The organism is Halorubrum gandharaense, assembly GCF_054654575.1.
This window is the reverse complement of the sequence record NZ_BAAIET010000001.1, coordinates 1,039,981-1,065,005: the sequence shown is the minus strand read 5'-3', so window position 1 is coordinate 1,065,005 and position 25,025 is coordinate 1,039,981. Positions and strand designations below refer to the sequence as shown.

Annotated in this window: 22 protein-coding genes, 1 tRNA gene and 1 pseudogene; 14 read left to right on the top strand and 10 right to left on the bottom strand. The window is 68.1% G+C overall.

The annotated features are described in order from the left end of the window. The first annotated feature begins 241 nt into the window (after positions 1-241). The 5 genes from ACYQ07_RS05025 to ACYQ07_RS05005 all read left to right on the top strand — a co-directional run bounded on the left by ACYQ07_RS05025 (position 242) and on the right by ACYQ07_RS05005 (position 6,295). Positions 242-1,903 carry an ABC transporter substrate-binding protein gene (locus ACYQ07_RS05025; protein WP_459878253.1) on the top strand — a complete coding sequence of 554 codons (1,662 nt, stop codon included), beginning with the start codon at positions 242-244 and terminating at the stop codon, positions 1,901-1,903. Between the two features lie 82 nt (positions 1,904-1,985). Continuing rightward, positions 1,986-2,966 (top strand): ABC transporter permease, encoded by a 981-nt coding sequence (locus tag ACYQ07_RS05020; RefSeq protein WP_459878250.1) that lies wholly within the window; start codon positions 1,986-1,988, stop codon positions 2,964-2,966. After that, positions 2,963-3,904 (top strand): ABC transporter permease, encoded by a 942-nt coding sequence (locus tag ACYQ07_RS05015; protein ID WP_459878247.1) that lies wholly within the window; start codon positions 2,963-2,965, stop codon positions 3,902-3,904. Before ACYQ07_RS05020 ends, ACYQ07_RS05015 begins: the two co-directional genes overlap by 4 nt. After that, positions 3,901-4,995, top strand: a complete 1,095-nt coding sequence (locus tag ACYQ07_RS05010) for an ABC transporter ATP-binding protein (RefSeq protein WP_459878244.1) — start codon at positions 3,901-3,903, stop codon at positions 4,993-4,995. The genes ACYQ07_RS05015 and ACYQ07_RS05010 overlap by 4 nt, the downstream gene beginning before the upstream one ends. After that, positions 4,988-6,295 carry an ABC transporter ATP-binding protein gene (locus ACYQ07_RS05005; RefSeq protein ID WP_459878241.1) on the top strand — a complete coding sequence of 436 codons (1,308 nt, stop codon included), beginning with the start codon at positions 4,988-4,990 and terminating at the stop codon, positions 6,293-6,295. Before ACYQ07_RS05010 ends, ACYQ07_RS05005 begins: the two co-directional genes overlap by 8 nt. 70 nt (positions 6,296-6,365) lie before the next feature. Here the strand turns inward: ACYQ07_RS05005 and ACYQ07_RS05000 are convergent, their stop codons facing one another. Continuing rightward, a complete protein-coding gene (locus ACYQ07_RS05000) occupies positions 6,366-7,328 on the bottom strand; it encodes an AAA family ATPase (RefSeq protein ID WP_459878238.1) in 963 nt (320 codons plus the stop codon). Between the two features lie 140 nt (positions 7,329-7,468). Between ACYQ07_RS05000 and ACYQ07_RS04995 the strand changes: the two genes are divergently transcribed. Beyond that, positions 7,469-7,553: transfer RNA gene (locus ACYQ07_RS04995), tRNA-Ser, on the top strand. Between the two features lie 83 nt (positions 7,554-7,636). Here ACYQ07_RS04995 and ACYQ07_RS04990 read toward each other — a convergent pair. The 4 genes from ACYQ07_RS04990 to ACYQ07_RS04975 form a co-directional block, all read right to left on the bottom strand. Beyond that, entirely contained in the window at positions 7,637-7,948 is a 312-nt protein-coding gene (locus tag ACYQ07_RS04990) for a DUF8081 domain-containing protein (RefSeq protein WP_459878235.1), read from the bottom strand. Between the two features lie 114 nt (positions 7,949-8,062). Further along, positions 8,063-9,616, bottom strand: coding sequence for an alpha-isopropylmalate synthase regulatory domain-containing protein (locus ACYQ07_RS04985; RefSeq protein ID WP_459880232.1), 1,554 nt, complete (start codon positions 9,614-9,616; stop codon positions 8,063-8,065). A 452-nt stretch (positions 9,617-10,068) separates the two neighbouring features. Next, a complete protein-coding gene (locus ACYQ07_RS04980; RefSeq protein ID WP_459878233.1) occupies positions 10,069-10,335 on the bottom strand; it encodes an HAH_0734 family protein in 267 nt (88 codons plus the stop codon). Positions 10,336-10,430: 95 nt separating this feature from the next. Further along, positions 10,431-11,174: a creatininase family protein gene (locus tag ACYQ07_RS04975; protein ID WP_459878230.1), complete on the bottom strand. Its 744-nt coding sequence runs from the start codon at positions 11,172-11,174 to the stop codon at positions 10,431-10,433. A 694-nt stretch (positions 11,175-11,868) separates the two neighbouring features. Here ACYQ07_RS04975 and ACYQ07_RS04970 point away from each other — a divergent pair. Continuing rightward, positions 11,869-13,830, top strand: a complete 1,962-nt coding sequence (locus ACYQ07_RS04970; RefSeq protein WP_459878227.1) for a S9 family peptidase — start codon at positions 11,869-11,871, stop codon at positions 13,828-13,830. A gap of 240 nt (positions 13,831-14,070) precedes the next feature. Further along, the gene (locus tag ACYQ07_RS04965; RefSeq protein ID WP_459878224.1) at positions 14,071-14,613 is read left to right on the top strand and encodes a universal stress protein; all 543 of its coding nucleotides are present in this window, start codon (positions 14,071-14,073) and stop codon (positions 14,611-14,613) included. Between the two features lie 22 nt (positions 14,614-14,635). Here the strand turns inward: ACYQ07_RS04965 and ACYQ07_RS04960 are convergent, their stop codons facing one another. From ACYQ07_RS04960 to ACYQ07_RS04950, 3 genes are all read right to left on the bottom strand, one after another. Next, positions 14,636-15,466, bottom strand: coding sequence for an amidohydrolase family protein (locus tag ACYQ07_RS04960; protein WP_459878221.1), 831 nt, complete (start codon positions 15,464-15,466; stop codon positions 14,636-14,638). A 676-nt stretch (positions 15,467-16,142) separates the two neighbouring features. After that, positions 16,143-16,751: a trimeric intracellular cation channel family protein gene (locus ACYQ07_RS04955; protein ID WP_459878218.1), complete on the bottom strand. Its 609-nt coding sequence runs from the start codon at positions 16,749-16,751 to the stop codon at positions 16,143-16,145. Positions 16,752-16,755: 4 nt separating this feature from the next. Beyond that, entirely contained in the window at positions 16,756-17,271 is a 516-nt protein-coding gene (locus ACYQ07_RS04950) for a nicotinamide-nucleotide adenylyltransferase (RefSeq protein WP_459878215.1), read from the bottom strand. A 170-nt stretch (positions 17,272-17,441) separates the two neighbouring features. On the opposite strand from ACYQ07_RS04950, the gene lonB reads away from it, so the two are divergent. The 6 genes and pseudogenes from lonB (at position 17,442) to ACYQ07_RS04920 (ending at position 23,545) form a co-directional block, all read left to right on the top strand. Continuing rightward, a complete protein-coding gene (gene lonB / locus ACYQ07_RS04945) occupies positions 17,442-19,775 on the top strand; it encodes an ATP-dependent protease LonB (protein WP_459878212.1) in 2,334 nt (777 codons plus the stop codon). A gap of 28 nt (positions 19,776-19,803) precedes the next feature. Continuing rightward, positions 19,804-20,577 carry a CPBP family intramembrane glutamic endopeptidase gene (locus ACYQ07_RS04940; RefSeq protein WP_459878210.1) on the top strand — a complete coding sequence of 258 codons (774 nt, stop codon included), beginning with the start codon at positions 19,804-19,806 and terminating at the stop codon, positions 20,575-20,577. Between the two features lie 53 nt (positions 20,578-20,630). Then, a complete protein-coding gene (locus ACYQ07_RS04935) occupies positions 20,631-21,119 on the top strand; it encodes a universal stress protein (RefSeq protein ID WP_459878207.1) in 489 nt (162 codons plus the stop codon). 129 nt (positions 21,120-21,248) lie between these two features. Continuing rightward, the gene (locus ACYQ07_RS04930) at positions 21,249-22,409 is read left to right on the top strand and encodes a site-2 protease family protein (RefSeq protein WP_459878204.1); all 1,161 of its coding nucleotides are present in this window, start codon (positions 21,249-21,251) and stop codon (positions 22,407-22,409) included. Between the two features lie 74 nt (positions 22,410-22,483). Continuing rightward, a pseudogene (locus tag ACYQ07_RS04925) lies at positions 22,484-22,861 on the top strand (methylglyoxal synthase); the annotation flags it as partial. Positions 22,862-23,038: 177 nt separating this feature from the next. After that, positions 23,039-23,545, top strand: coding sequence for a DUF7332 family protein (locus tag ACYQ07_RS04920; RefSeq protein WP_459878201.1), 507 nt, complete (start codon positions 23,039-23,041; stop codon positions 23,543-23,545). A gap of 36 nt (positions 23,546-23,581) precedes the next feature. On the opposite strand, the gene ACYQ07_RS04915 is transcribed toward ACYQ07_RS04920, so the two are convergent. Both ACYQ07_RS04915 and ACYQ07_RS04910 read right to left on the bottom strand, forming a co-directional pair. Continuing rightward, positions 23,582-24,454, bottom strand: a complete 873-nt coding sequence (locus ACYQ07_RS04915; RefSeq protein ID WP_459878198.1) for an endonuclease III domain-containing protein — start codon at positions 24,452-24,454, stop codon at positions 23,582-23,584. A 30-nt stretch (positions 24,455-24,484) separates the two neighbouring features. Further along, the gene (locus ACYQ07_RS04910) at positions 24,485-24,985 is read right to left on the bottom strand and encodes a DUF371 domain-containing protein (RefSeq protein WP_459878195.1); all 501 of its coding nucleotides are present in this window, start codon (positions 24,983-24,985) and stop codon (positions 24,485-24,487) included. Positions 24,986-25,025 lie beyond the last annotated feature (40 nt).

Here is a 25,025-nt window from a genome sequence, read left to right as displayed (position 1 = left end):
ACTCGGCGGCGGAGCCGTGGGCCATCCAGCGTATCACAACGCTGTCTCCGACGACTGCACCGGCAGCCGCCCCGTGTCGTGGTATCTACACACATGAAATGGTCGGGTTTCTGGTGTTATTCCACCGACATTCGGAAGATACGTCGGAAAAGGTGGATGTTTTTCGCCCTCCCGGGACGATCCTGCACGTTTCCGGAAGCGCACCGATACGCTTATGAGTGAGATTCGATGAGCATGTGGTATGTCATCCGGTGACCAAAGCAGACGAAACTTTCTTAAAACGGCTAGTGCAGCCGGCGCGGCAGGACTCTCCGTGTCGATGGCGGGCTGTGCGGACGACGACGGCAGCGACGTCGAGGGGACCGACGAGCTCGGCGACGAGCTCGACGAGATCCACCTCGTCATCCCGACGTCCGGCGCCAACCAGTTCCGCAACGAGCTCGGCGGCATGGTCGTCGACAACTGGGAGGAGATGGGCTTCGAGGTCGAACTCGAGGTGCTGGAGTTCGACGCCCACGTCGACCAGGTGGTCGTCCAGCAGGACTTCGACGCCTCCCTGCTCGGCTGGGGAGGGACTCCCGAGCGGATCGACCCCCACACGTTCATCTACGACATGCACCACTCCGACAACACCGGAGAGGGCGCCCGCAACACGCCCGGCTGGGAGCACGACGAGTACGACGAGCTCGCCGAGCTCCAGGTGACCCAGCCCGACGAGGACGAGCGCCAGCAGACCGTATACGAGGCCCAGGAGATCATCGCGGAGCACCAGCCGCGGACGTACATCGCCAACGAGGGGGGGTACCACCCGTACGCCAGCGCGCGCGTCGAGGAGATCGACCCCACGCTGGGTGAGGGGCTCAACTCCTTCTGGAACATGATCAACGTGACGCCCACCGACGACGACACGGTCACGATGGGGTACCCCTCGGAGATCATCTCGCTGAACCCGATGCAGGACCTGGCGACGCCCGACCGGCAGTTCGTCCGGCTCATCTACGACCAGCTGTTCCGGATCGGCCCCGACGGGCTGCCGCAGCCGTGGATGGTCGAGGACGCTCCCGTCATCGAGGACGACGGCATGACCTACACGGTCACGCTGCGTGACGACCTCTCGTTCCACGACGGCGAGGATCTCACCGCCGACGACGTCGTGTTCAGCTACGAGCTGTACGCCGACTCTCCGACCTACGGCAGTCTCGTCGAGGTCATCGACGACATCGAGACGGACGGCAACGAGATCACGTTCCACCTCGAAGAGCAGTACGCTCCGTTCGTGGCGAACGTGCTGGGACAGGTGTACATCTTCCCCGAGCACATCTGGGGCGACGTCGAGCCCGACGAGCTCGCCGACTTCGAGGACGAAAACTGGGTCGGCAGCGGACCGTTCCAGTTCGACGACTGGGAGCGCCAGGCGGAGCTCCAGCTCCGGGCGTTCGACGACCACTTCAACACGCCGAACACCGAGCGGTTCATCCGCATCCCCGGCGCCGACGTCTCCCAGCTGATGGGTGACCTCGAAGCCGGTCAGGTCGACTTCCTCGGCGCCGTCCCGCAGCCCACCGCGCTCGACCGCGTCGAGGACGACGACGACCTCGACCTCGCGGAGTTCGAGGCGATCGGCTACGCGATGATCGAGTACAACACGCGTCGCTCGCCGCTCGACGACGTGGCCGTCCGCCGCGCGCTCTCGTACGGCGTGCCCAAAGAGCAGTACGTGGAGTTCATCCGCGACGGCATGGGGACGGTCACCGACTCGACCATCTCCGAACACAACGAGTTCTGGCACAACCCCGACGTCGAGCAGTTCCGCGAGGACCTCGAGGCCGGCCGCGAGGAGCTCGCCGACGCCGGCTACGGCTGGGACGACGACGGCGTCCTCCACCACGGCGCAGACCAGTAACGAAGCAACTCCGCTTTTCACCATTTCGTGATACAAACCACCATGATACAACGACGGCTACTGCCCGCGGAGGTGAACTGACGTGGGGCTGAGAGAGTTCGTGGTTCGACGGCTCGTCCAGCTCGTGTTCACCTTCTGGGCGTTCTTCACCCTGCTTTTCGTGCTGTTCCGCATGATGCCGGGTGACCCGACGACGATGTTCCTCCTCGACGGGATGACGGCCGAACAGCGCGAACAACGCATCGCCGAGTTGGGGCTGGACCAGCCGCTGCACATCCAGTACGTCAACTACCTCGAACAGCTGTTGACGGGGGACTTCGGCCAATCGTTCATCTACCGCGAGCCGGTGATCGACATCATCGTGGTGCGCTTTATGAACACGATCGTCCTGATGGGGACGGCGCTGTTCGTCGCGTATCTGATCGGCGTCACGTTCGGCGCGCTGATGGGCTGGTACCGCGGCTCGCTCGGCGAGCGCGGCGGTATCGTCGTCACCCTCGTGGCGCGGTCTTCTCCGGAGTTCTGGGTGGGGATCGTGCTGTTGTCGGTGTTCGTGTTCTGGCTGGGGTGGTTCCCGTCCAGCGGCATGCGCACGACCGGGGGTGAGCTCGGTGGCGGCTTCGTCGCCAGATACGGCTCGGTGGACTTCCTGCGCCACCTCTTCCTGCCGGCGCTCACCGGGGCGATCGTCTACCTGGCGACGCCGGCGCTGTTGATGCGCTCGACGATGCTCGACGTGTTGCAGTCGGACTTCATCGAGATCAAGAAGGCTGAGGGACTCCCCGAGATGACCGTGCTGTACAAGCACGCGGCGCGTAACTCCGTGCTGCCGCTGGTCACCGTGATGGCGATCGCGACGGGCTCCGCGATGGGCGGTTCCGTCGTCATCGAGACGGTGTTCAACTGGCCCGGCATGGGCCGTGAGATGGTTCGCTCCGTAAACAACAACGACTACCCGGTCGCGATGGCCGCGTTCTTCCTCATGGGATCGGTCGTGATCCTCATGAACTTCATCGCCGACCTGGCGTACGTCTACCTCGACCCGCGGGTGGAATACGAATGAGCACGAACACTGATTCCCCGATAGAACGGGTCATGGAGAGCGTCGGCAGCGGCTTCGAATCGCTCCGGAACAAACTGGAAGCGTTCGAGGGCGACCGCCTCGGACAGGTCGGGCTCGTGCTGCTCGCGACGTTCGTCTTCGTCGGGATCTTCGCCCGTCCGATCACCATCGACTTCCTCAACGTGACGATTCCGGGGATCGCGCCGTACGACCCCGGAGAGACCGCGGTCGGCGGGCGCCTCGATCCGCCGTCGTGGGACCACCCACTGGGCACGACCGTGCTCGGTCGCGACGTGTTCTCACAGCTCGTTGCCGGTACGCAGGTCACGCTGCTGGTGGGCTCGCTGGCCGCGTTCATGGCGGTGTTCATCGGCACGAACGTCGGGCTGATCGCCGCGTACTTCGGCGGCTGGGTCGACGACGTGCTGATGCGGATCACGGACGTCGTCTACGCCGTGCCGTTCCTGCCCTTTGCGATCGTCCTCGTGGCGATCGCCGGGAGCAGCATCATCAACATCATCGGCGCGATCGTGTTGATCCTGTGGCGCTCGACGGCGCGGGTGATCCGGTCACAGGTGCTCTCACACAAGAATCGGCCGTACGTTGAGAGCGCCGAGGCGATCGGTGCGAGCGACGTGCGGATCATGTACCGCCACATCCTGCCGAACGTGCTGCCGTTAGCGTTCCTCTACGCGGCGTTCGCGGTCGGCTGGGCCGTTATCGCCGAGGCGAGCCTCTCGTTCCTCGGCTTCGGCGACCCGAACCTTCTCTCGTGGGGCGAGATGATCTTCAACGTCTACTCCGCGGACGCGATCCGTGAGGCCTGGTGGTGGGTGTTCCCGCCGGGCATCGCCATCACGCTGTTCGTGATGTCGGTGTTCTTCATCGGCCGGACGCTGGAGAAAGTGGTGAATCCCGAACTGAGACACAAAGAATGAGTTTACTCGAAATCAGCGATCTGAAGACGTACTACGGGGCTGAGGGCGGCTGGGTTCGTGCGACCGACGGCGTCTCGCTGTCGCTCGACCGTGGCGAAACGCTCGGACTGGTTGGCGAGTCCGGCTCCGGCAAGACGACGCTGGCGAAGTCAATCATCCGGCTGTTCCCGGACAACGCGAAGATCGCCGGCGGGTCGATCAACTACGACGGCACCGAGATCACGGAGCTCACGGACAAGGAGCTGCGCCGGCAGATCCGCTGGCAGGAGATCTCGATGATCCCGCAGAACGCGATGAACGGGTTCGACCCCGTCTACACCGTCGGCGACCAGATCGTTCAGGTGATCACCCACCACGAGGAGGAGACCACCAAAGGCGAGGCTCGCGAACGCGCTCGCGACCTGTTCGACGAGCTGGGGATCGACCCCGGTCGGGTCGACGACTACCCGCACCAGTTCTCCGGCGGCATGGCCCAGCGGGCAATGATCGCCTTAGCGCTCGCGCTCGGTCCCAACCTGATTCTGGCCGACGAGCCGACGACGGCGCTCGACGTGGTGATCCAGGACCGGATTCTGGACACGATGAAGGAGAAACAGGTGGAGATCGACAGCGCGATGATCATGATCACCCACGACATGTCGGTCGTTTCGGAGACGTGCGACCGGATCGCCGTCGTCTACGGCGGCCGCATCGTCGAGATCGCGGACGCGGAGACGATCATCACGAACCCGCGTCACCCCTACACCCTCGGTCTCCGGAACGCGTTCCCGGACATCTCCGACGAGGACAAGGACCTGATCTCGATCCCGGGGACGCCCCCGGATCTGGTCGACCCCGACGAAGGGTGCCGGTTCGCCCCTCGATGTCCCTTCGCGGAGGAGGAGTGTTGGGAGGTGACGCCGGAGCCGCAGGAGTACGGTGACGGGCACAAAGTCGAGTGTCACCGTGCGGACGAGATCGACTTCCTCCAGGAGGAAGCCGGCAAAAAGTCGACGTGGCAGGAGAACCAGCCCGGCGAGCGCGACGCCGCGACCGACGGTGGCGTGGACGACTCCGCCACCGTCGACCACGGAGGTGCTGACGATGAGTGACCCCGCCGCCAACCCCGAACGCGAGCTCGACGCCGACGAGAACTACAAGATGGAGCTCCGCGGGCTCGAAAAGCACTTCCCGGTGAACACGGGGATCGTCTCACGGATCCTCCGCGGCGAGAGCAACAAGGCCGTGAAGGCGGTCGACGGCGTCTCGCTGGGGATCAGGGAGGGAGAAGCGTTCGGGCTCGCCGGCGAATCCGGCTGCGGCAAGACGACGCTCGGGAAGTCCGCCATTCGCCTGCTGGAACCGACCGGCGGCCAGATCACGTTCGATGGGAAGGACATCACGGATGTGGGGGGCGCGGAGCTCAACGCGTTCCGTCGCGAGGCGCAGATCATCCATCAGGACCCGTACCAGTCGCTCAACCCGCGATTCACGGTGTACCAGTGGGTGAAGGAGCCGCTCGACGTCCACGACATCGGGACCAAAGAGGAGCGCGACGCCCGCGTGTACGAGGTCATCGAGCAGTCGGGACTGGAGCCCGCCGAGGCGTACGCCCACGAGTACCCCTCGGAGCTGTCGGGCGGCGAGCGCCAGCGCGTCGGGATCGCCCGCGCGCTCGCGCTCGAACCGTCGTTCCTGCTGGCCGACGAGCCGGCCTCCATGCTCGACGTGTCGATCCGCGCGAGCATTCTCGACCTGTTCAAGCGGCTGCAGCAGGATCTCGGGCTGACCGCCGTCTACATCAGCCACGACCTCTCGCTGCTCAAACACATGTGCGACCGGATCGGGATCATGTACCTCGGCGAGCTCGTCGAGGTCGGGCCGGCCGACGAGATCATCAACAACCCGCAGCACCCGTACACGCAGGCGCTCGTCTCGTCGGTCCCCCGCATCGACCCGAGCGAGGAGCGCGAGCGGATCGAGCTCGTGGGCGAGGTGCCGGACCCGGTGGACGTGCCGAGCGGCTGCCGGTTCCACCCGCGCTGTCCGAAGATCGTCCAGCCGGCCGACTACGAGTTCGACCAGGACCACTGGCGGTCGGTGGTCAACCTCCGTCGCGACGTGCTCGACGACGACGTGTCCGTCGTGGACGACGCCGAGTTCACGCCGGCGGCGATCCGTGAGGCGTACGACGTACCGGCCACGCTCACCGACGCCGAGGCCGACGCGGTGCTCTCGGAGACCCTCGCCGACGTGGTCGCCGGCGAGACCGACGCGGCCCGCGACCGGCTCCGCGAGGCGTTCGCCACGCCGTGTGAGGAGGGGCCGATCGAGACCCATCAGGTCACCGAGACCCAGGAGGCCAAGTGCGTCCTCCACGACGAGACGCAGTCGTACGCGGCCGACGACTGAGCGCGGTAGCGCAGTTACGTCTCGATCGCTTTTTTAAGAAGATCCGAACCCTGCTCCGACAGCGCCGGCGCTACGCCTCGGGCGCGTCGACGGTCGGGACGGCGACCCGGTCGAGCACGTCGGCGACCACGCCGCGTTTGTCCACGTCGTTGACGGTCGCGTCGGGCGTGAGCACGAGCCGGTGGGCGAGCGTGGGCTCCGCGACGCGTTTCACGTCGTCGGGCGTGACGAACTCCCGGCCGTCGATCGTCGCGGCCGCGCGGGCGGCCTCGAACAGCCGCTGGGTGCCGCGCGGGGAGACGCCGACCTCGACGCGGCGGTCCTCCCGGGTCGCCCGCGCGAGCGACGCCATGTACGCCAGCAGGTCGTCCTCGACGCGGACGGTCTCGGGGACCTCCCGGAGCTCCGTCACCGATTCGGGGTCGAGCACGGTGTCGACGGTGGGGCTCTGCTCGACGCGGCCGGCACGCCGGCGGAGGGTCTCGATCTCGCCCGCCTCGTCGGGGTAGCCGATGGTCGTCTTCACCATGAACCGGTCGAGCTGGGCCTCCGGCAGCGGGAACGCGCCCTCGCTCTCGACGGGGTTCTGCGTGGCGATCACGTAGAACGGCTTCGGGAGCTGGTGGGTCTCGCCGTCGACCGTCACCTGCCCCTCCTCCATCGCCTCCAGCAGCGCCGCCTGCGTCTTCGGCGGCGCGCGGTTGATCTCGTCGGCGAGCACGACGTTGGCGAAGATGGGACCGGGCGAGAACTCGAAGGAGCCGTCCCCCTCGTTGAACACGTTGGTGCCGGTCACGTCGGTCGGGAGAAGGTCGGGCGTGAACTGCACGCGCGAGAACTCCAGGCCGAGCGCGGTGGCGAACGAGCGCGCCGAGAGGGTTTTGCCGGTGCCCGGCACGTCCTCCAACAGGACGTGGCCGCGCGCGAGAATGCCCAGGGTGACCCGTTCGAGGAACTCGCGGTCGGCGACGACCGCGCCGCCAACCTCGTCGATCACGCTGGAGCAGGCGTCTGCCGCTTCGGGGACATCCATACGGCGGGCAAACGGTGCGTACTTAAAAGAGTTGTCGGGTGTCAGCGACCCACGCGATCCGGCGACAGCGTTCGCTCCGCGACCCCCAGTCGGGCCGTGATCGAAACCCCTAAAGTTGCCAGCGGCCTACGAGCGAGTGAGCCGAGGTAGCCTAGCCTGGCCAAGGCGGTAGATTCGAAATCTACTGTCCATTCGGACACCGGAGTTCAAATCTCCGCCTCGGCGCTTCTTCGTTTTTCGACCGTCGAGCCGCCGCGCCATCGTCCGCCTTCTCGCAGTTCCGTGTTAGAGCGCCGTTAAAAGCTCGCTTAAGAGCGCCCGTTTAGCGACTCCTGTTCGGTGCCGTCGCCACCCCGTAGTCGTCGCCGGCGCTTGTCGTAGGCCGCCTCCAGTTTGGCGTTCGTGGCTCGTGACACCAGATACAGGTCGGCTTCGTCCTCGTCCTCGGGATGTGAACTGGCGATCCAGACGTGGCCGTCGCCGGTCGAGAGGTCCTCGGCCCAGCGCTCGGCGGCCGCGCGGTGCTCGAAGTCGTGGTGTGACCCCTCCTCGAACACCAGTCGGCCGACTTTGGCGTTCCGCTTGCGGGCGGACGGTTTGACGGCGACGACGACGCTCACATCCCGGCTTCGGTCGGCTTCGCTTAAAAACCTCGTCAGACGCGGCGCGGGGCTGTGCGGCGCGACGGTCTGCTGCCCGGCGCTGTACGGCGCGACGGTCCGCGGCGCTGCCACTCAGTCGTCCGCGACCGGTGCCGACCCGGCCGTGGCGACCTCGCCGCCGACCAGTCGGTCGAGCCCGTCGACCATCGCGATGACGCTTGCGCGCGTGATGTCGGCGTCCGAGGCCGACACCGAAACGGAGCGGTCGCCGTGTGAGAGGTCGACCTCGACGGTGACGACGGCATCCGTGCCGCCGGTGATCGCGTCGACGTGGTAGGAGTCCAGCTCGAAGGCGACCGACTCGCCGGCGTCCGTCTCGCCTCTTCCCTCAGCGCCGAGAGCGGCGCGGACGGCTTCGAGGCCGGCGTCGACCGGGCCGGAGCCAGTGCCGGCGGCGACCCGTTCCTCGTCACCGACGCGGAGCCGGACGGAGGCGGACGGGAGGTTCCCGCCGGAGGTAGCCGAGAGGTCGAGCAACTCGACGTGGCGCTCGCGTTCACGGCCCAGCACGTCCTCCGCGATGGCGAGCAGGTCCGCGTCGGTGACGCGCTTGCCGCGGTCGCCGAGGTCCTTGACGCGCTCGACGACGGCGCCCAACTCCTCATCGGTGGTCGCCACGTCATGTTCAGCGAGCGCGGCCGCCACGCCTGCGCGTCCGGCGTGTTTCCCGAGCACGAGCCGGCGCTCGCGGCCGACCGTCTCCGGCGGGTACGGCTCGTACATCGCGCCGTCCTTCAGGGTGCCGTCGGTGTGGATGCCCGACTCGTGGGCGAAGGCGTTGGTGCCACACACCGCCTTGTTGGGCGGGAGCGCGACGCCGGTCGTCTCGGAGACCGCCCGGCAGAGCCGGTAGAGCCGTGAGAGCTCGATCGTCTCGACATCGTAACACCGGTCAAGCGCGATGGCGATCTCCTCGAGGGCGACGTTGCCGGCGCGCTCGCCGACCCCCGTCACGGTGCCGTGAACGAAGTCGGCGCCGGCTTTGAGCCCGGCGTGGACGTTCGCCATGCCGAAGCCGAGGTCGTCGTGGGTGTGGAGGCCGGTTGGACCGAGCTCCGCGAGCCGGGCGACGACCTCCGCGGTGCGCTCGGGGCTCGCGGCGCCGACGGTGTCACAGTAGCAGACGCGGTCGGCGCCGGCGTCGAGGCCCGCGCCCATCAGTCGTTCGAGGTAGTCGAGGTCCGCCCGCGAGCCGTCCTCGCCCAGTAGCTCGACCCAGAGCCCCTGGTCTTTGGCGTACTCGACGAGTTCGACGGTGTTGGCGACGATCTCGTCCCGTGACGAGCCAACCTTCGTCTCGACGTGTTTGTCCGAGGCGGGGACGACGAGGTTCACGCCGTCGACACCGCAGTCGAGCGCGCGGTCGATGTCGGATTTCACCCCCCGGGCGAAGCTCGTCACGGTTGCGTCGAGCCCCGCATCCGCCACGCGGCGGATCCCTTCGCGCTCGCCGTCGGAAGTGCACGCCGAGCCGGCCTCGATCACGTGGACGCCGGCGGCGTCGAGCTCGCGGGCAAGGTCGAGCGTGTCGGCGGGCGTCAGCGAGACGCCCGGCATCTGCTCGCCGTCGCGAAGGGTGGTGTCGAGTAGCTGTACCTCGTCGAGGTCGGTGAGTTGGTGGGTCAAAAGGGGCTCCCTGGTCGGGTTTGCGCCGCCGTCCGTGCGGAGCGGCGTCGGGTTGGTCGTCGTAGATCCGTCCGTGTCGTCGTGGGTGTAACTGTCGCAGATATCGCGGTCGTGCGTGTGAGTGGCGTTGTTACCGGAGAATTTCGCAGCCAGCCGCCGTGAGGCGACTTCCTCTATCCTCCGAACTGCCACGAGCGTCTCGTGTCATTCGTATCCGTGCCGAGGCGTCACACACTGATAAGTGGACGGGTTGTGACAGCTTTAGCCGAACGACCCTCGGCTAATTGGACCGATCTCCGAGGGATCGTCGGCGGGAGTGCCGATCACTTCCGTTCGTGTCGCCGCCGGCGAGCTCACGGCCGAAGGACGGTTCAAGTTCACCTGCCGGGAGTGTGCGGCGTCGTTCTCTCCGTAGCCGGGTGGAAAAAGCGGCGGGAGGGTAGCGGGCCGGCTCAGACGGAGAGCTCGCCCTTCGCCTTGATGACGGTGAGCGCCTCGGCGTCGATCGTGTCCACGTCGAGCCAGTGGGGAACGTACTCGCGTTTCTCGTACGTCTCGCGCTCGTCGGGCGTGCCGACGGTACACCACAACTGTGGCTCGTCCGGGCCGTGCCAGTCGCCCTGCTTGTTGATGCCGAAACAGACCAGCTCCTCACCCTCGTACTCGATGACGGCGTCCTTGCGGATACCGGGGTCCCCGCGGACGATGAGGTGTTGCATGGTCTCCCGTTTGCGGCTTCGGCGCTTAATCGCTTCGATACGGCGGATCGCTCGGCGGGCGCCGCCGCCCTACCACCCCGCCCTACCACTCCGCCCTACCATCCCGCCGCCACGTCGTCAACGAGTGCGTCGAGGATGTCGTGGGTCGCGTCGGCGACGATCGCCTCCATCGCCTCCGGATCGCTGTTGGTCGGATCGCCGAGCCCGCCGAGCTCGGTTACGTCGGAGAAGTACTCGTACGACCGGGTTTTCGGCATCTCCTTCGCGTTCTGTGGCTCCTTTTTGTCGGTCCGCACGAGGTCGGGGCGGTAGAGCTCCACGAAGCTCGTCTCGTGGTCGCCGGCGTGACCCCAGCCGTCTCCGAACTCCTCTTCGAGGGCCTCACGGGCGTAGTCGGTCCAGTGGACGAAGTGGACGGTCAGATCCGTGTCGCGGCCGAGGCGGTCGGCGGCGACGGAGATGGAGTCCTGATTCCCGCCGTGGCAGTTGACGACGAGCAGGCGATCAACGCCGTGTTCCGCGAGCGACTCGCCGATCTCGCGGAGCACGTCGACGTAGGTGTCCACTGATAAGGAAATCGTCCCGGGGAAGGTCATGTGGTGTTCGGAGTGGCCGAACGGCAGCGGCGGGAGCCGCAGGAGGTCGAGGTCGTGCTCGGGCGCCGCCTCGACGAGTTCGGCCGTCAAGTGGTCCGCGCGCAGGGTGTCCGTCGAGACGGGCAGGTGCGTGGAGTGCTGCTCGATGCTCCCGGTCGGGAGCACGGCGAAGTCCGCCTCGGCGATGGCGTCGTCGGCCTCCTCGTACGTCATCGTGAACAGGTCGTCGTCGGTCTCTGGCATACGACGTGAGGCGTGACGCGCCCGGAAAGGGGTACGGGTAGCGGCCGAACGCGCGGCGTTCTCGGTGATGGTCGATGCCCTCGTTGGTCGACCTCGGGAGTGAGTGTGGTACGTGGGTGGAGATGGCGTTTATAAGTGGGGCGTTGGTGTGGTTGTTCGCTCTTTATAAGCAGAATTTGGTCGGTGAGTTGCAGGTTCGACGGTGGTGAGGACCGCCTGCAAAGCCCCAGCAGGCTCCGGTCGAGGGGCTCGCTGCGCTCCTCGCTCTCAACACCGCCCGCTGCGGTGCTTACGTCGCCCGTCGTCCCGGAGCCGGCTGCCCCTTTGAGCCCCACCCCGCACCGCACTGCCCCGCACCTCACGCCTCCCCAGCCTCGTCGTCGCCTGCGGCGACGACTCCCTCGCGCGCCGCCGAGCGCCCAGCGGGCGCTCGCCGGGCGCGCCACCGCACCGCGCGTCCATTTATAAGACAGATGTCACTGCAACTCTCATCCGTTTATATACCACGCCCCAATCGACGATCTGCAACACCCACTCCCGATATCTCTCACCGTTGATGCAGTACTGAGGAGACGAGGATAGGGGCCCGTTCTATAACAGCCAACCCGCGGTCCACGACACCCTCCCCTGCCGCTTTCTCCGCCGGATTTCCGCGGGGCGACCACTTATGAGGGCGCCGCGAGGTGGTCGCCGTATGACCGACTCGGACGCCGACGCGCTCCCCGACTACGGGGTGGCTCGCTACCTGGGCATCGACGCCGTCTCGTCGCCGTCGTTCACCGACGACGGGGCGCTGTTGTACCTCGCGGACACCACCGGCTCGCCGGACGTGTGGCGCCGGCCGGGCACGGACGCCGACCCGGAACGCCTCACGGGCCACGACCAGCGCGTCTCGTTCGTCGCCGCGTCGCCCACCCGCGCCGAGGCCGTCTTCGGGATGGACCAGGGAAGCGACGAGCGCGACCAGCTCTTCCTGTACGACCTCGAAACGGGCGCGGAAACCGACCTCACACGCGATCCGGACGCCATCCACTCGTGGGGCGGCTGGGGGCCGGACGGCGACCGCTTCGCGTACGCGGCCAACCGGCGGCAGGCGGACACCTTCGATGTGCACATCCAGCGGCGTGACGAGACCGCGGCCGACAGCGAGGTCGTCTACGAGGGCCCGGGCGGCTTTCTCTCGGTGGCGGCGTGGGGTCCGGACGGCGACCGTCTCGCACTGGTGAACGCCCGGTCGAGCGCTGCACAGGATCTCTACGTACTCGACCTGACGGCGGCTGCAGACTCGGACGCCGACGCGCCCGCGCTCATACAGGTGAACGCGGACGACGACGCCACATACGATGGCGTGAGTTTCGGTGCCGACGGCGGACTCTACGTCCTCACCAATCAGCCGGACGACCACACCGTTCTCGGCCGGTTCGACCTCGACGCGGTCGCGGCGACGGCATCCGCGGACCGGCCCACGGGTGACGACGATCCCGCACTCGATGTGGTGGTCGCTCGCGACGGGTGGAACGTCGAAGACTACGCGCTCGACCGCGAGACGGGGCGGCTGGCGTACGCCACGAACGTCGACGGCTACACCGACCTGACCGTGGGGGAACTCGCCGATCCGACCACGGTCCACCAGCTTGCAAAACCCGACCTCGCCGCGGATGCCGCCGACGCCGGCGTCGTTGCCGCGCTGGAGTGGGGGCCGGACGCCGAACGCCTCGCCGTCACTCACTCGGCGAGCGACCGTCCGCATCGCGCGCTGGTCGTCGACATCAGCCCCGACGCGATGGCGAACCTGGACGGTGAGCCCGAGGTTGACGTGGCGGCGTGGGCCGACTACGGCACCCTCGGAATGCCGACCGACGCCTTCCTCGCGCCCGAGACGGTCCGGTACGAGACGTTCGACGGGCGCGAGATCCCCGCCTACTGGACGCTCCCGCCGGGCGTCGACGGCGACGACCCCGACGCGTCGGTACCCGTCATCGTCGACATCCACGGCGGGCCGACCCACCAGCGCCGCCCGTGGTTCTACCCCACCAAGCAGTTCTACCTTCGGCAGGGGTACGCCGTCCTCGAGCCCAACGTCCGGGGGTCGACGGGGTACGGGAAGGCGTACACCGAGCTCGACGACAAGGAGAAGCGGATGGACTCGGTCGCCGACATCGAGGCCGCCGTCCAGTGGCTCCACGACCGGCCGGCGGTCGACGACGACCGGCTCGTCGTTTACGGGCGCTCGTACGGCGGGTTCATGGTGCTCGCGGCAATCACAGAGTATCCGGACCTGTGGGCGGCCGCCGTCGACTTCGTGGGGATCGCGGACTTCGAGACGTTTCTCGAGAACACCGGCGACTGGCGCCGGTCGCACCGCGAAGCCGAGTACGGCGAACTGGAGAACACGGAACTTCTCGAGCGGATCAGCCCCATCCACCGCGTCGACCGGATCGAATGTCCGCTGTTCGTCCAGCACGGCGCCAACGACCCGCGAGTGCCCGTCGGGGAGGCCGAGCAGATCGCCGAGGCGGTCGAGTCGCGCGGCGTCCCGGTCGAGACGTGCATCTTCGAGGACGAAGGACACCACACGACCAGCCGGGAGAACAAGGTCGAGCAGTTCGAGCGGATCGCGGCGTTCCTCGACGAGCACGTCGGCGGCGGGCGCTGACAGCGAGCGCGTTCGGTCCCTCCTCCGGCAGCCTCGCCGCCACGTGGCGAACGACAGCTCGACACACGATCTGCGTGACGATACACCAACACTCGTCCGTTCTTCGTCCAGATCGTGTAGTTAGAATGGATAGATAATGATAATCGTCGATCCTCTCAAAAATTGTTAAGTGGGCTTGGGCGTAATATACGCTCAAGAGGAGCGAGCCGTGCCGAGAACACCGGGTCGCCGAAACACGCCATGTCCGCAGACACCAACCACACGTACGCCGCCGAATCGTCCACGACTACCGCCACGGAAGGGGCGGAGGACTCCACGGAGGCGGCCGTCCGGAGCGACCCCGCGAAGCCGGCTGCCGCAGCAGCGACGTTCGACCGCGTGCTCGTCGTGACCGACGGCGAGGCGACGGGCCGGGCGGCGGTCGACGCCGGCATCGGGCTCGCGGCGGCACACGATGCCGACGTGGACGCGCTGTTCGTCGTCGACACGACCGAACACTGGGACATGGCGGTCGAGCGCCGCGAGCGCGCCGGCGAGGCAGCCGTCGAGGAGGCCGCGGCGCGCGGGGAAGCGGCCGGCGTCGACGTGCACAAGCGGTTCCGCTACGGCAGCACACACGAGGCAGTTCTGGAGCACGCCGACGCCCACGACGTGGACCTCATCGTCGTCGGCAGCGCGCGGCGGACGGGGCTGGACCGGCTGGTCAACCCGGAGACGGTGCCGGTTCGGGTCCAGCGCGGCGCGGACGTGCCGGTGCTCGTCGTCGGCGCGGACGACGCGTAACGCGGTTTGGGGAAACGGGCTTTTAGAGGTTAGCGCCGACCGCAAGTCCCGGGATCACCCGCGAGGGGTTCTTGGTGAACACCCGGCGCATCAGGTCCTCGCTCACGTCCAGGGTCAACACCTCCATCACGCCCACGTTCGGGTGCACGTCGGGTGCGCCGGAGCCGAAGAGCACCCGGTCGGGGTGTTCGAGCACGCCGCGCTCCAGCACCTCGCGGTACCGCACGGCGCTGGTGTCGACGTAGAGGTCGTCGTGGTCGTCAAGCAGGTCGAGCGTCCGGTTCATCATGTCGGCGTCGAGGGGATAGCCGCCGAAGCTCGCCAGCACGACCGGGAGGTCGTAGGGGAGGATCTCCGACTCCACCATCCGGGGCGGGAACCGGCGCCCGGCGCGGACGAAAAGCGGCAGCCCGGCGGTTTCGAGCCGCTCGAACACGTCTGCCTCGGGGAGCCCGTCGTAGGTCGGGTCGAGCGTGAACCCGTGGAACCGGTCGTCGTAGGAGTACTGCTCGACGTCGTCCGGACGCGTGTGGTGGTCGGCCCGCTCGGTTCGGAGGTTCCGCAGGCGGGCGACGTGGGTGTCCCGGGGGTCGCGGGGACCGTTGAGCCGGGCGAACGCGAGGAAGGGGCGGTCCACGGAGAGCCGGGCGACGGCGTTGTTCCCCCGGAGATAGCTCCGCCCGGAGGGTCGGCGTCCCGGGCTGGCGACGGTGCGGACGACGCCGGCCTGGTGCATCTCCCGTTCCAGATGCTCCGGCGAGATGTCCCGGCCGTGGGCCGCGACGGACTCCTCGTCGGGGTCCAGCGTCGCCTGAATGTCGACGATCCGGAAGTCGTGTTCCAGCCCCAGCATGGTCGGAGATTCCGTTGCGCGCACATGTGCCTGTCGGTCCGAATACTAACGTCGATAGCGCCCGCGGGCGCGCTGCGGAATCTGCAGACCGCTCACCAAACGCGCACCCACGCACCCTCACGGAGCACGCCGGCGCCGACCCCATCGACACGCTCGTCGACCGCCGGGCGACCCACGAGCGGTTGCTGTGGCGCGTGCCGCCGAGCGCCCACTGTGGCGCGAGGCGCACGCGCGAGGGAGGCGGGAGCACGCCGGCGAGCGGTGCGGTTCCGCCGGCGTGCTCTCCGCCGAGGCTGGGGAGGGCAGAGGTGCGGTTGCTGTGCGGGGCGGGGGTGGGACTCAAAGGGGCAGCCGGCTCCGGGAAGACGGCCGACGCAAGCACTCAAAAGGCCGGGCGGTGTGGAGAGGCCTTTTGAGCGCGCAGCGAGCGTCCCGTGAGCGTGCGAGCGGGACGACGGAAGTCGCAGCCCGCGAGCGCAGCGAGCCGGAACGTCTTCCGGAACCCTCGACCGGAGCCGGCTGGGGCTTTGGCGGCGTTCGTCGTCGTCCTCACCTTATAACCCGCTCAACTCGCTTATAAGGAGCCGGCTGGGGCGTTGGCGGTGTTCGCCGTCGTTCTCCCTGCATCGCCCGCTTATAAGCGCCTCCCACCAGTCACCACCTCACTCACGACCCCCTAAACCGTCGGGAGGTGCCAGTCGTATCGCAGCGCCAACAGCCGAATCGCAAAGACGACGCCGGCGACGAGCAACGAGGCGATCCCCGTTCCCACGCCGACCCACACCACGACCGGAAACAGCACCCCGCCGAGCACGGCGGGCGTCGCGTAGAAGTCCTCGCGCAACACGACCGGAACACGCGCGAGCAGCACGTCCGAGAGACTCCCCCCGCCGACGCCCGTCAGCGTCGCCAGCACGACGACCCCGAAGAAGGACACGCCGGCTTCGTGCCCCACGAGCGCGCCGGTCGCGGCGAACGCCGCCAACCCGGCCGCGTCGGCGGTCAGCAGGACGGGGTTGCTCAAAAGGGGACCCGCGAGCCGGCGGGCCGCCAGCACGGCGGCCGCGACGCCGACGAGCACCACCGCCACGTCCGTCATCGAGGTGAGCGCCACGGGCACGCGCCCGACGAGCGCGTCGCGGATGATGCCGCCGCCGAGTGCGGTGAGGATGCCGAGGACGGCGACGCCGAAGAGGTCGAGCTCCGCGTCGGCACCTTTTAAGGCGCCGACGGCGGCGAACGCCAGCAGCCCGACCGCGTTCAGGGCCTCGAAAACGAGCGGCACGGCGTCAGTCGGAGTTGGTGTCCGTCTCGGCGATCCGGCGAATGCGCTCGACGCCGTCGATCTCGCGGATCACGTCGGCAACGGGCTCGGGGACGAGGTCGGCCCAGTCGCGGCCGTGGATCATGCGCTCGCGCAGCTCCGTGCCCTCCAGTACGTCCCGTTTGAACATGGGCGACTGGCGCACCTCGACGCCGGCCTCCTCGAACAGCCGGATCACGAGCGGGTTGTTGGAGTAGGCGACCTCGAACCGGGGCGTCATGCTCCGGACGTGGCTCACCCAAACGGAGTTGCGGTCGAGGTCCTCGATGGGGACGACGTACGTCGTCGCGTCGAGGTCCTCCAGCGCCTTCGTCACCATCATCACGCGCTCGCCGGCGGTGAAGGGGTTCCGCGTGCTGTGGGAGTCGCCGGCGGAGCCGATGCCGAGCACGATCTCGTCGACCTCCTCGGCGATCTCCTCGACCATGTGGCGGTGTCCGTTGTGGAACGGCTGGTACCGGCCGATGTAGAACCCCCGCATGGTTGCACGTAGCGCGCGCAGCGTTTATAAAGCCGGCGAGACGCCCCGAATCCGACGCAACGGCGTTAGAGCCGCGGTATTGGGTGTTTTACCCGATCGGGCGTCGTCGCCCTCGGGGAGAAAGTATATCAATCGTCCTCCCTTCGTTTTCCATAGCGACTATCGATTATATGAGCAACGAGAAGGACACCAACGACCCCGCCGGCGAGGACGCCAACCCGGCGGGGCACGGCGAAGACGACCCCGACTCGACGGACCCCGTTCCCGAGAAGGAGTCCGGTTCCGAGGAGCGGCCCGCATCCAAGGCGGGCGACTCCGGAGCCGACGACGCCGACCGGAGCGCGGATGAACCGGCCGAGGAACCGGCCGACATCGGCGAGGACGCCATCGGGGACGGGTCGGACCCCCACGCCAACGGATCGTCGGCCGATGCCGACGGACCGTCTTCCGACGGCGCCGAGGAGCCCGCAGCGCCGGCCACCCTCGACGAGGAGCCACCCATCGAGGAGGCTCCCGACGAGGGGGCCGCCGGCGACGACGAGGAGGGCGGCACCATCGACGAGCTCGGCAGCACCGTCGAGGTCGAGGGCGCCGAGATCGAGGAGGATCCCGACGAGGACGACCTGCTCGGCGGCCTCAAGATCGACACCACCGCGGAGCTCGAGATCCCCGACCGGCTGGTCGACCAGGTTATCGGCCAGGAGCACGCCCGCGACGTGATCATCAAGGCGGCCAAACAGCGCCGCCACGTGATGATGATCGGCTCGCCCGGGACCGGGAAGTCGATGCTCGCGAAGGCGATGTCCGAGCTGCTCCCCAAGGAGGAGCTCCAGGACGTGCTCGTCTACCACAACCCGGACGACGGCAACAAGCCGAAGGTCCGGACGGTGCCGGCCGGCAAGGGTGAACAGATCGTCGACGCCCACAAGGAGGAGGCACGCAAGCGCAACCAGATGCGCTCGCTGCTCATGTGGATCATCGTCGCCGTCGTGCTCGGCTACGCACTGATCATCGTCGGCCAGATCCTCATCGGGATCATCGCGGCGGGGGTCGTCTACCTCGTCTTCCGCTATCTCAACCGCGGCTCCGACGCGATGGTGCCGAACCTGCTCATCAACAACGGTGACACGGGATCGGCGCCGTTCCGCGACGCGACCGGCGCGCACGCCGGCGCGCTTCTCGGCGACGTCCGCCACGACCCGTTCCAGTCCGGCGGCATGGAGACGCCCAGCCACGACCGCGTCGAGGCGGGCGCCATCCACAAAGCCAACAAGGGCGTGCTGTTCGTCGACGAGATCAACACGCTGGACATCCGCAGCCAGCAGCACCTCATGACGGCGATCCAGGAGGGCGAGTTCGCCATCACGGGCCAGTCCGAGCGCTCCTCGGGCGCGATGGTCCAGACCGAACCGGTCCCCACCGACTTCGTCATGATCGCGGCGGGGAACCTCGACGCGATGGAGAACATGCACCCGGCGCTCCGCTCGCGGATCAAGGGGTACGGATACGAGGTGTACATGGAGGACACCATCGAGGACACCCCCGAGATGCGCCGGAAGTACGTGCGCTTCATCGCGCAGGAAGTGGCCAAGGACGGCCGCCTGCCGGAGTTCACCGCGGAGGCCATCGAGGAGGTTATCCTCGAGGCCAAGCGCCGCTCCGGACGGAAGGGCCACCTGACGCTCCTCTTCCGGAATCTCGGCGGGCTCGTGCGGGTCGCCGGCGACATCGCCCGCGGCGAGGACGCCGAGTTCACCACCCGCGAGCACGTGCTGTCCGCGAAGGGGCGCTCGCGCTCCATCGAACAGCAGCTCGCGGACGACTTCATCGAGCGCCGGAAGGACTACGAGCTGCAGGTGTCCGAGGGCTACGTCGTCGGGCGCGTCAACGGCCTCGCCGTCATGGGCGAGGACTCCGGGATCATGCTCCCCGTCATGGCGGAAGTGACCCCGACGCAGGGCGGCGGACAGGTGATCGCCACCGGCCAGCTGAAGGAGATGGCCGAGGAATCCGTCCAGAACGTCTCGGCGATCATCAAGAAGTTCTCCGACGAGAACATCTCGGAGATGGACATCCACATCCAGTTCATCCAGACCGGTCAACAGGGCGTCGACGGCGACTCCGCGTCGATCACGGTCGCGACCGCCGTCATCTCCGCGCTGGAGGACGTGGGCGTCGACCAGAGCCTCGCGATGACCGGCTCGCTGTCCGTCCGGGGCGACGTGCTCCCGGTTGGCGGCGTCACCCACAAGATCGAGGCGGCCGCGAAGGCCGGCTGTACTCGCGTCATCATCCCGAAGGCCAACGAGCAGGACGTGATGATCGAGGACGAGTACGAGGACATGATCGAGGTCATTCCGGTCTCACACATCAGCGAGGTGCTCGACATCGCGCTGGAGGGTGAAGCCGAGAAGGACTCGCTGGTCGCCCGGCTCAAGTCGATCACCGGCTCGGCGCTCAACGAGCAGGGCGTCTCGAAGCCCTCGAACCCGAGCCCGCAGTAGCGCTTCGACCCGACACACGACACACCACATGACGGACTGGACGGCGTTCGCGCTCGCGACCGCCGTCCTCACGGTGCTGCTTCTTGCCGCCACTCGCCGTTCAGCACGCACGCTCGAACGGCTCCACATTGACGACGGTCGGAGCGGCGGCGCCGGCGACGGTGCGGACACGGCGGCGGAGCCCACGCCAGCTCCGGGCCCCACCATCAGCACGACTGCCCTGCTGGCGAACGTGCTCGTCTCGCAGGCGGTCGCGCTCGCGGCGCTCGCCGGCGTCGCCTGGTGGGCCGGCGTGCCCGCCCACGCCTTCGGCGTCGAGCGCGGCGACCTGGCGGGCGACGTGCTTCTCATTGGCGCCCTCGCCGGCATCGGCCTCTACCTCGCCAACGAGGCGGCCGCGGGGCTCGGCAAGCGGTTCGGCATGGCCGCGCCCGAGCAGCTCCGCGAGGCGATGGCGCCGGGGGACGCCCGCGGGTGGGCGCTGCTGCTCGGGGTCGTCCTCCCGACCATCGCCGTCTTCGAGGAAGCGCTGTTCCGCGGCGCGCTGATCGGCGCGTTCGCGCTCGGCTTCGGCGTCGACCCGTGGCTGCTCGCCGTCCTCTCGTCGGTCGCGTTCGGGCTCGGCCACGGCGCTCAGGGACGACTCGGCGTCCTCGTCACCGCCACGCTCGGCCTCGTGCTGGCCGCGCTGTTCGTCGTCACGGGGAGCCTCATCCTCGTCATCGTCGCTCACTACGTGATCAACGCGCTGGAGTTCGTGGTACGCGAGGGGCTCGGGTGGGAGCCGTGGGGCGGCGACTGAGTCGCCGGGCCGTACCGAAACCGTTTCGCCGGCGGGCGACCCCCATCTCGACGATGACCTTCGTCGTTCCGTTCGACGGCTCCGACCTCTCGAAGACGGCGCTCGTCCGTGCCGCGCAGTTCTCCACGGTGCTCGACGTGGACGTGGTCGCCGTCGCCGTCATTCCAACGAACAACACCCGATACGCACGCGAGAAGGGGTGGATCGCCACGGACGAGGCGTTCGACGCCGAGCGCATCGTCACGTCGCTCCGCGACTCCGTCGCCGCGATCGCACCGGATGCCACCTTCGAGTATCTGGTTGCGGGACGCTCGGAGACGCGCGGCACGATCGCGACGAAGCTTCGATCGTTCGCCCGAAAGGTTGACGCCAGCATCGTCTTCCTCGGCAGCGAAAACGCCGGCCGGATCGCCAGCAAGATCACCGTCGGCCAGTACGTGACCGGCGACCGGAGCTACGACACGCTGATCGTCTCACGGGCGAACCGGTCGGGGATCGAGGAGCTCGAACGTCGCGTGTCGACCGCCGAGCACGTCGACTGAGAGCCGGGGAGCCGTTCACTGAGCGGGGGCCGTCCACTGAGTGCCAACACACAGCTCCACTGACGGGGTTGCCGGCGGAACGCCATTCGACAACGAGGGTTTTTACGGCTCGCACCCGCCGTCGAATGCATGCGAAGCTTCACCGTTGGGCGGATCTGGGACATCCCGATCCGGATCAACATCTCGCTGTTGGTGTTTCTCCCGCTGCTCGCGTGGCTGATCGGGAGCGGAGAGCTGATCGGCGTGTACGCCGGCGTCATCGGGACGTTCGCCGGGACGACGATCGACCCGGCGGCGCTCGCGGAGGCCCGGTGGACCATCGGCGTGCTCGCGTCGCTCGGGCTGTTCGTCGGCGTGCTCGTCCACGAGCTCGGCCACGCCTGGATGGCGCGGCGCTACGGCATCGGCACCGAGTCGATCACGCTGTGGATCTTCGGCGGCGTCGCCGCCTTAGAGCGCATGCCGAAGGAGTGGGACCGGGAGTTCTGGATCGCCATCATCGGCCCGATCACCAGCGTCGCGGTGGGCGCGGTGTTCCTCGTCGTGCTCCAGTTCGTCCCCGTGAACCAGCCCGTGCTGTTGTTCGTCGTCGGCTGGCTCGGCGTCGTCAACCTCGTGCTCGCGGTGTTCAACCTGGTTCCGGCGTTTCCGATGGACGGCGGGCGCGTGCTGCGAGCGCTGCTGACTCGCAACCGTCCGCACGCCTCCGCGACCCGGATCGCCGCCGGCATCGGCTCCACGTTCGGGGTGCTGTTCATCGTGCTCGGCGTGTTGTGGTTCGACCTCATCCTGATCCTCATCGGCGTGTTCGTCTACAGCGCCGCGAAAAACGAGTCGCGCGTCACGCGGGTCGCCGACCTGCTGGAGGGGCTCACCGCCGGCGACCTGATGGCGAAAGACCCCGAGACGCTGCCCGCCGAGACGACGCTCGCGGAGTTCTCCGACCGGATGTTCGCCACGCGACGCACGGCGTTCCCGGTGGCGCGCGACGGCGAGATCGTCGGGGTCGTCACGCTCTCGGGACTGAAGAAGGCGAAGAAGGCCGACCGTGAGACGACCACCGTCGCGGAGATCATGTCCGAGTCCCCCGTCCGCGTCGACGTGGGCACCGAGGCGTTCGAGGCGCTCGTCGCCGTCAACGAGGCTCGCGCGGAGTACGCGATCGTCGAGAACGCCGATGGGGAGGCCGTCGGCGTGCTCTCGATGGCGGAGTTCGGTGAGGCGCTCCAGTTCGCCTCGACGGCCGGGAAGTCCGCCGGGACGGCGCCGGTCGAGAAGGGCGTGGTCTAAGGGCGCCCGGAGCTCCCCCACGGTATCTTCGCACCGTTACCTGCTTTTAAGCGCCATCGGGTGGTGTCTCGAATATGCAGGTCGCACTCATTGCACACGACGAGCTGAAAGACGAGATGGTCGAGTTCGCGACGGCGTACGAGACGGAGCTGCGCGAGTGTACGGTCGTCACGACGGGGACGACGGGCAAGCGCATTCAGGAGGCGACCGACCTCGATGTCGACCGACAGTCCTCGGGGCCGCTCGGCGGCGACCTCCAGATCGGGGCGATGGTCGCCAACGGTGCGCTCGACGGCATCATCTTCCTCCGGGATCCGCTCACTGCCCAGCCGCACGAGCCTGATGTCGCCGCGCTCCTCCGGGTGTGTGACGTGATGGATGTGCCGCTGGCGACGAACCTGGCGTCCGCCGAGCTCCTCGTGGAGGGACTGCTCGTGGAGGGACTGTTGGACGACGACACGCGGCGAATGACCGAGCCGCGCCGCCGGCTTGCCGAGGAGGACGGCGGGTAGCACGCCGGCGAGCGGGAGGCTGTGGGGGAGCGCGCCGTCCGGGCGGCCACCGCGGCGTTATCAGCCAGGATAGTCAGGGGCGTGGAGTTATCCCGGGGACCCGTGTACGGAGGGGCAATGAGCCACCACCCGCGGTCGCGGTTCGCGGCCGTCGCGCTCGCCGCCCTCCTGCTGGTTGCCCTGATCGCAACTGGGCCGCTCGCGGGCGGCGCCGGGAGCGTCGCGGCGGTGGAGGATGGTGACGGAACTGCCGACCGAAGTGACCGCGTCGGCCCCATCACCGAATGTTTCGTCGGCGACGGCTACCCGCTCGCGATCGGCGACCCGCCGGCGACCATCGACGCACTGGTTCACGTCTCGGTGCTCACCGACCGGGAGAACGGCGGGGAGTTCGGCGTTGAGCTCGCCGGAACGCTCGACGACGACCCGATCATCACGCTCGCTGCCGGCGTCCAGCTCAACCGTATCGGGCTGCTGACGACCGGCATCAACCCCTTCGCTGCCTTCGATCTGGTGTACACCTACGCGTTCAACCTCCCGATGTTCGAGGGGCACGTCGACCGGACGACCTACGAGGAGGACTCGCCGCCCGTCGGCTCGGCGGCGGGAACGGTGCCCTGCTGAGGCGGGTCGCTCACTACCTGCACAACCGCCGGCGTCTCACGCGACCTCCGAGGGGTCGACCGCTTCGCCGTCGATCTCGTCGATCCCGACGCGGTCACACAGATCGTAGAGCGGGCACGCCTCGGGACCCTCCAGGCACGCCGGCTTGCGGGCGGTACAGTACTCGCGGCCGAACTGGATCATCGCCGTGTGACCGAAGCCGCACTTTTCAGGCGGGACCGCGGCCTCCATCGCCTCCCGGACGCCCTCGTGGTCGGCGTCCGCCGGCGCCAACCCCATCCGGCGGGCGATCCGGTGGACGTGCGTGTCGACGGGAAAGACGCCGCCACGCCCGCCGGCGAACAGCAGCACGCAGTCGGCGGTTTTTGGGCCGACACCGTCGACCGACAGCAGGGTTTCGCGTACCTCGTCGGGATCGCTCTCGCGGACGTACGCGTCGAACGCCGCGGTGGAGCCGAACTCGTCGAGCACCCACCGGGCCGCCTCGCGAATCACCTCGGACTTCCGGTTGTAGAGGCCGGCGGCGGATATCGTCTCGGCAAGTTCGTCGCGGTCGGCGTCCGCGAGCGTCTCGGCCAACTCCTCGGCGGGGCCGTACCGGTTCATCAGGTCGTCGTGGGCGGGCTGGCTCGCCACGTCCGAGGTGTTCTGTGAGAGGATCGTCCGCACCAGACACTCGAAGCCGTCCTTGCCACCGTACGTCTTCTGCCAGTAGCGTTCGCCGAGCGCGTCGACGACGGCCTCCGCGCGGGAGTCGCCGTCACCGGGCGCGAACTCGTCGGCAACGCCGCCGCCGGCCGCGCCGCCGCTGATGTTCTCCGCGGGCTCGTCGGGTTCGGCAGGTTCGCTGGATACGCCGGGTCCGTCGGGTCCGCCGAGCTCGTCGGGTCCACCGGGTTCGTCGGGCATGCGTGAGGGTTGGAGCCGGTCCCTCTTGGGTCACTCGGACGGCTCGGACGGCTCAACCGCCAGCCGGAGCGTCGCGGGTGCGCCGTCGGCGAGCGCGTCGACGAGGTCGCGGTCAAGGTCGGCGGCCGCCTTGTCGGCGTCGACCATGATCGTGCGCTCGTCGTCCGTGTAGTCGCTGGTGCGCCCGACCATCGACCGGTCGTCGACGAGCGCCAGGTCGGGGTCGCCTCGCCCCGTGATCGTCTCCTCGTGGGTTGTGTCGTCGGTCTCCACGCGGATCGTGGCGGTGACCGTGGCGTTGGGGTCGCGACAAGCCGCCTTGAACGCGGGGTCGAACTCGCGGGGTGTCGTATCTGCGTCGACGCCGAGGATGCAGTCGCCCGCCGGCGTGAGCCAGTCGTCCGTCGTGAACTCGAAGGTGCTCGCGTGCTCGGCGGTGACGTTCTCGTGGCCGCTGGCGTGGACGGTCTCCACGAGGCGATCGGCGCCATCGCCGGCGTCCGACGCCCCATTCGGGTCGCGTGCGTTCATGCGTGGCCGTCGACCGCGAAGCGGCTAAGCGGTGACGTTC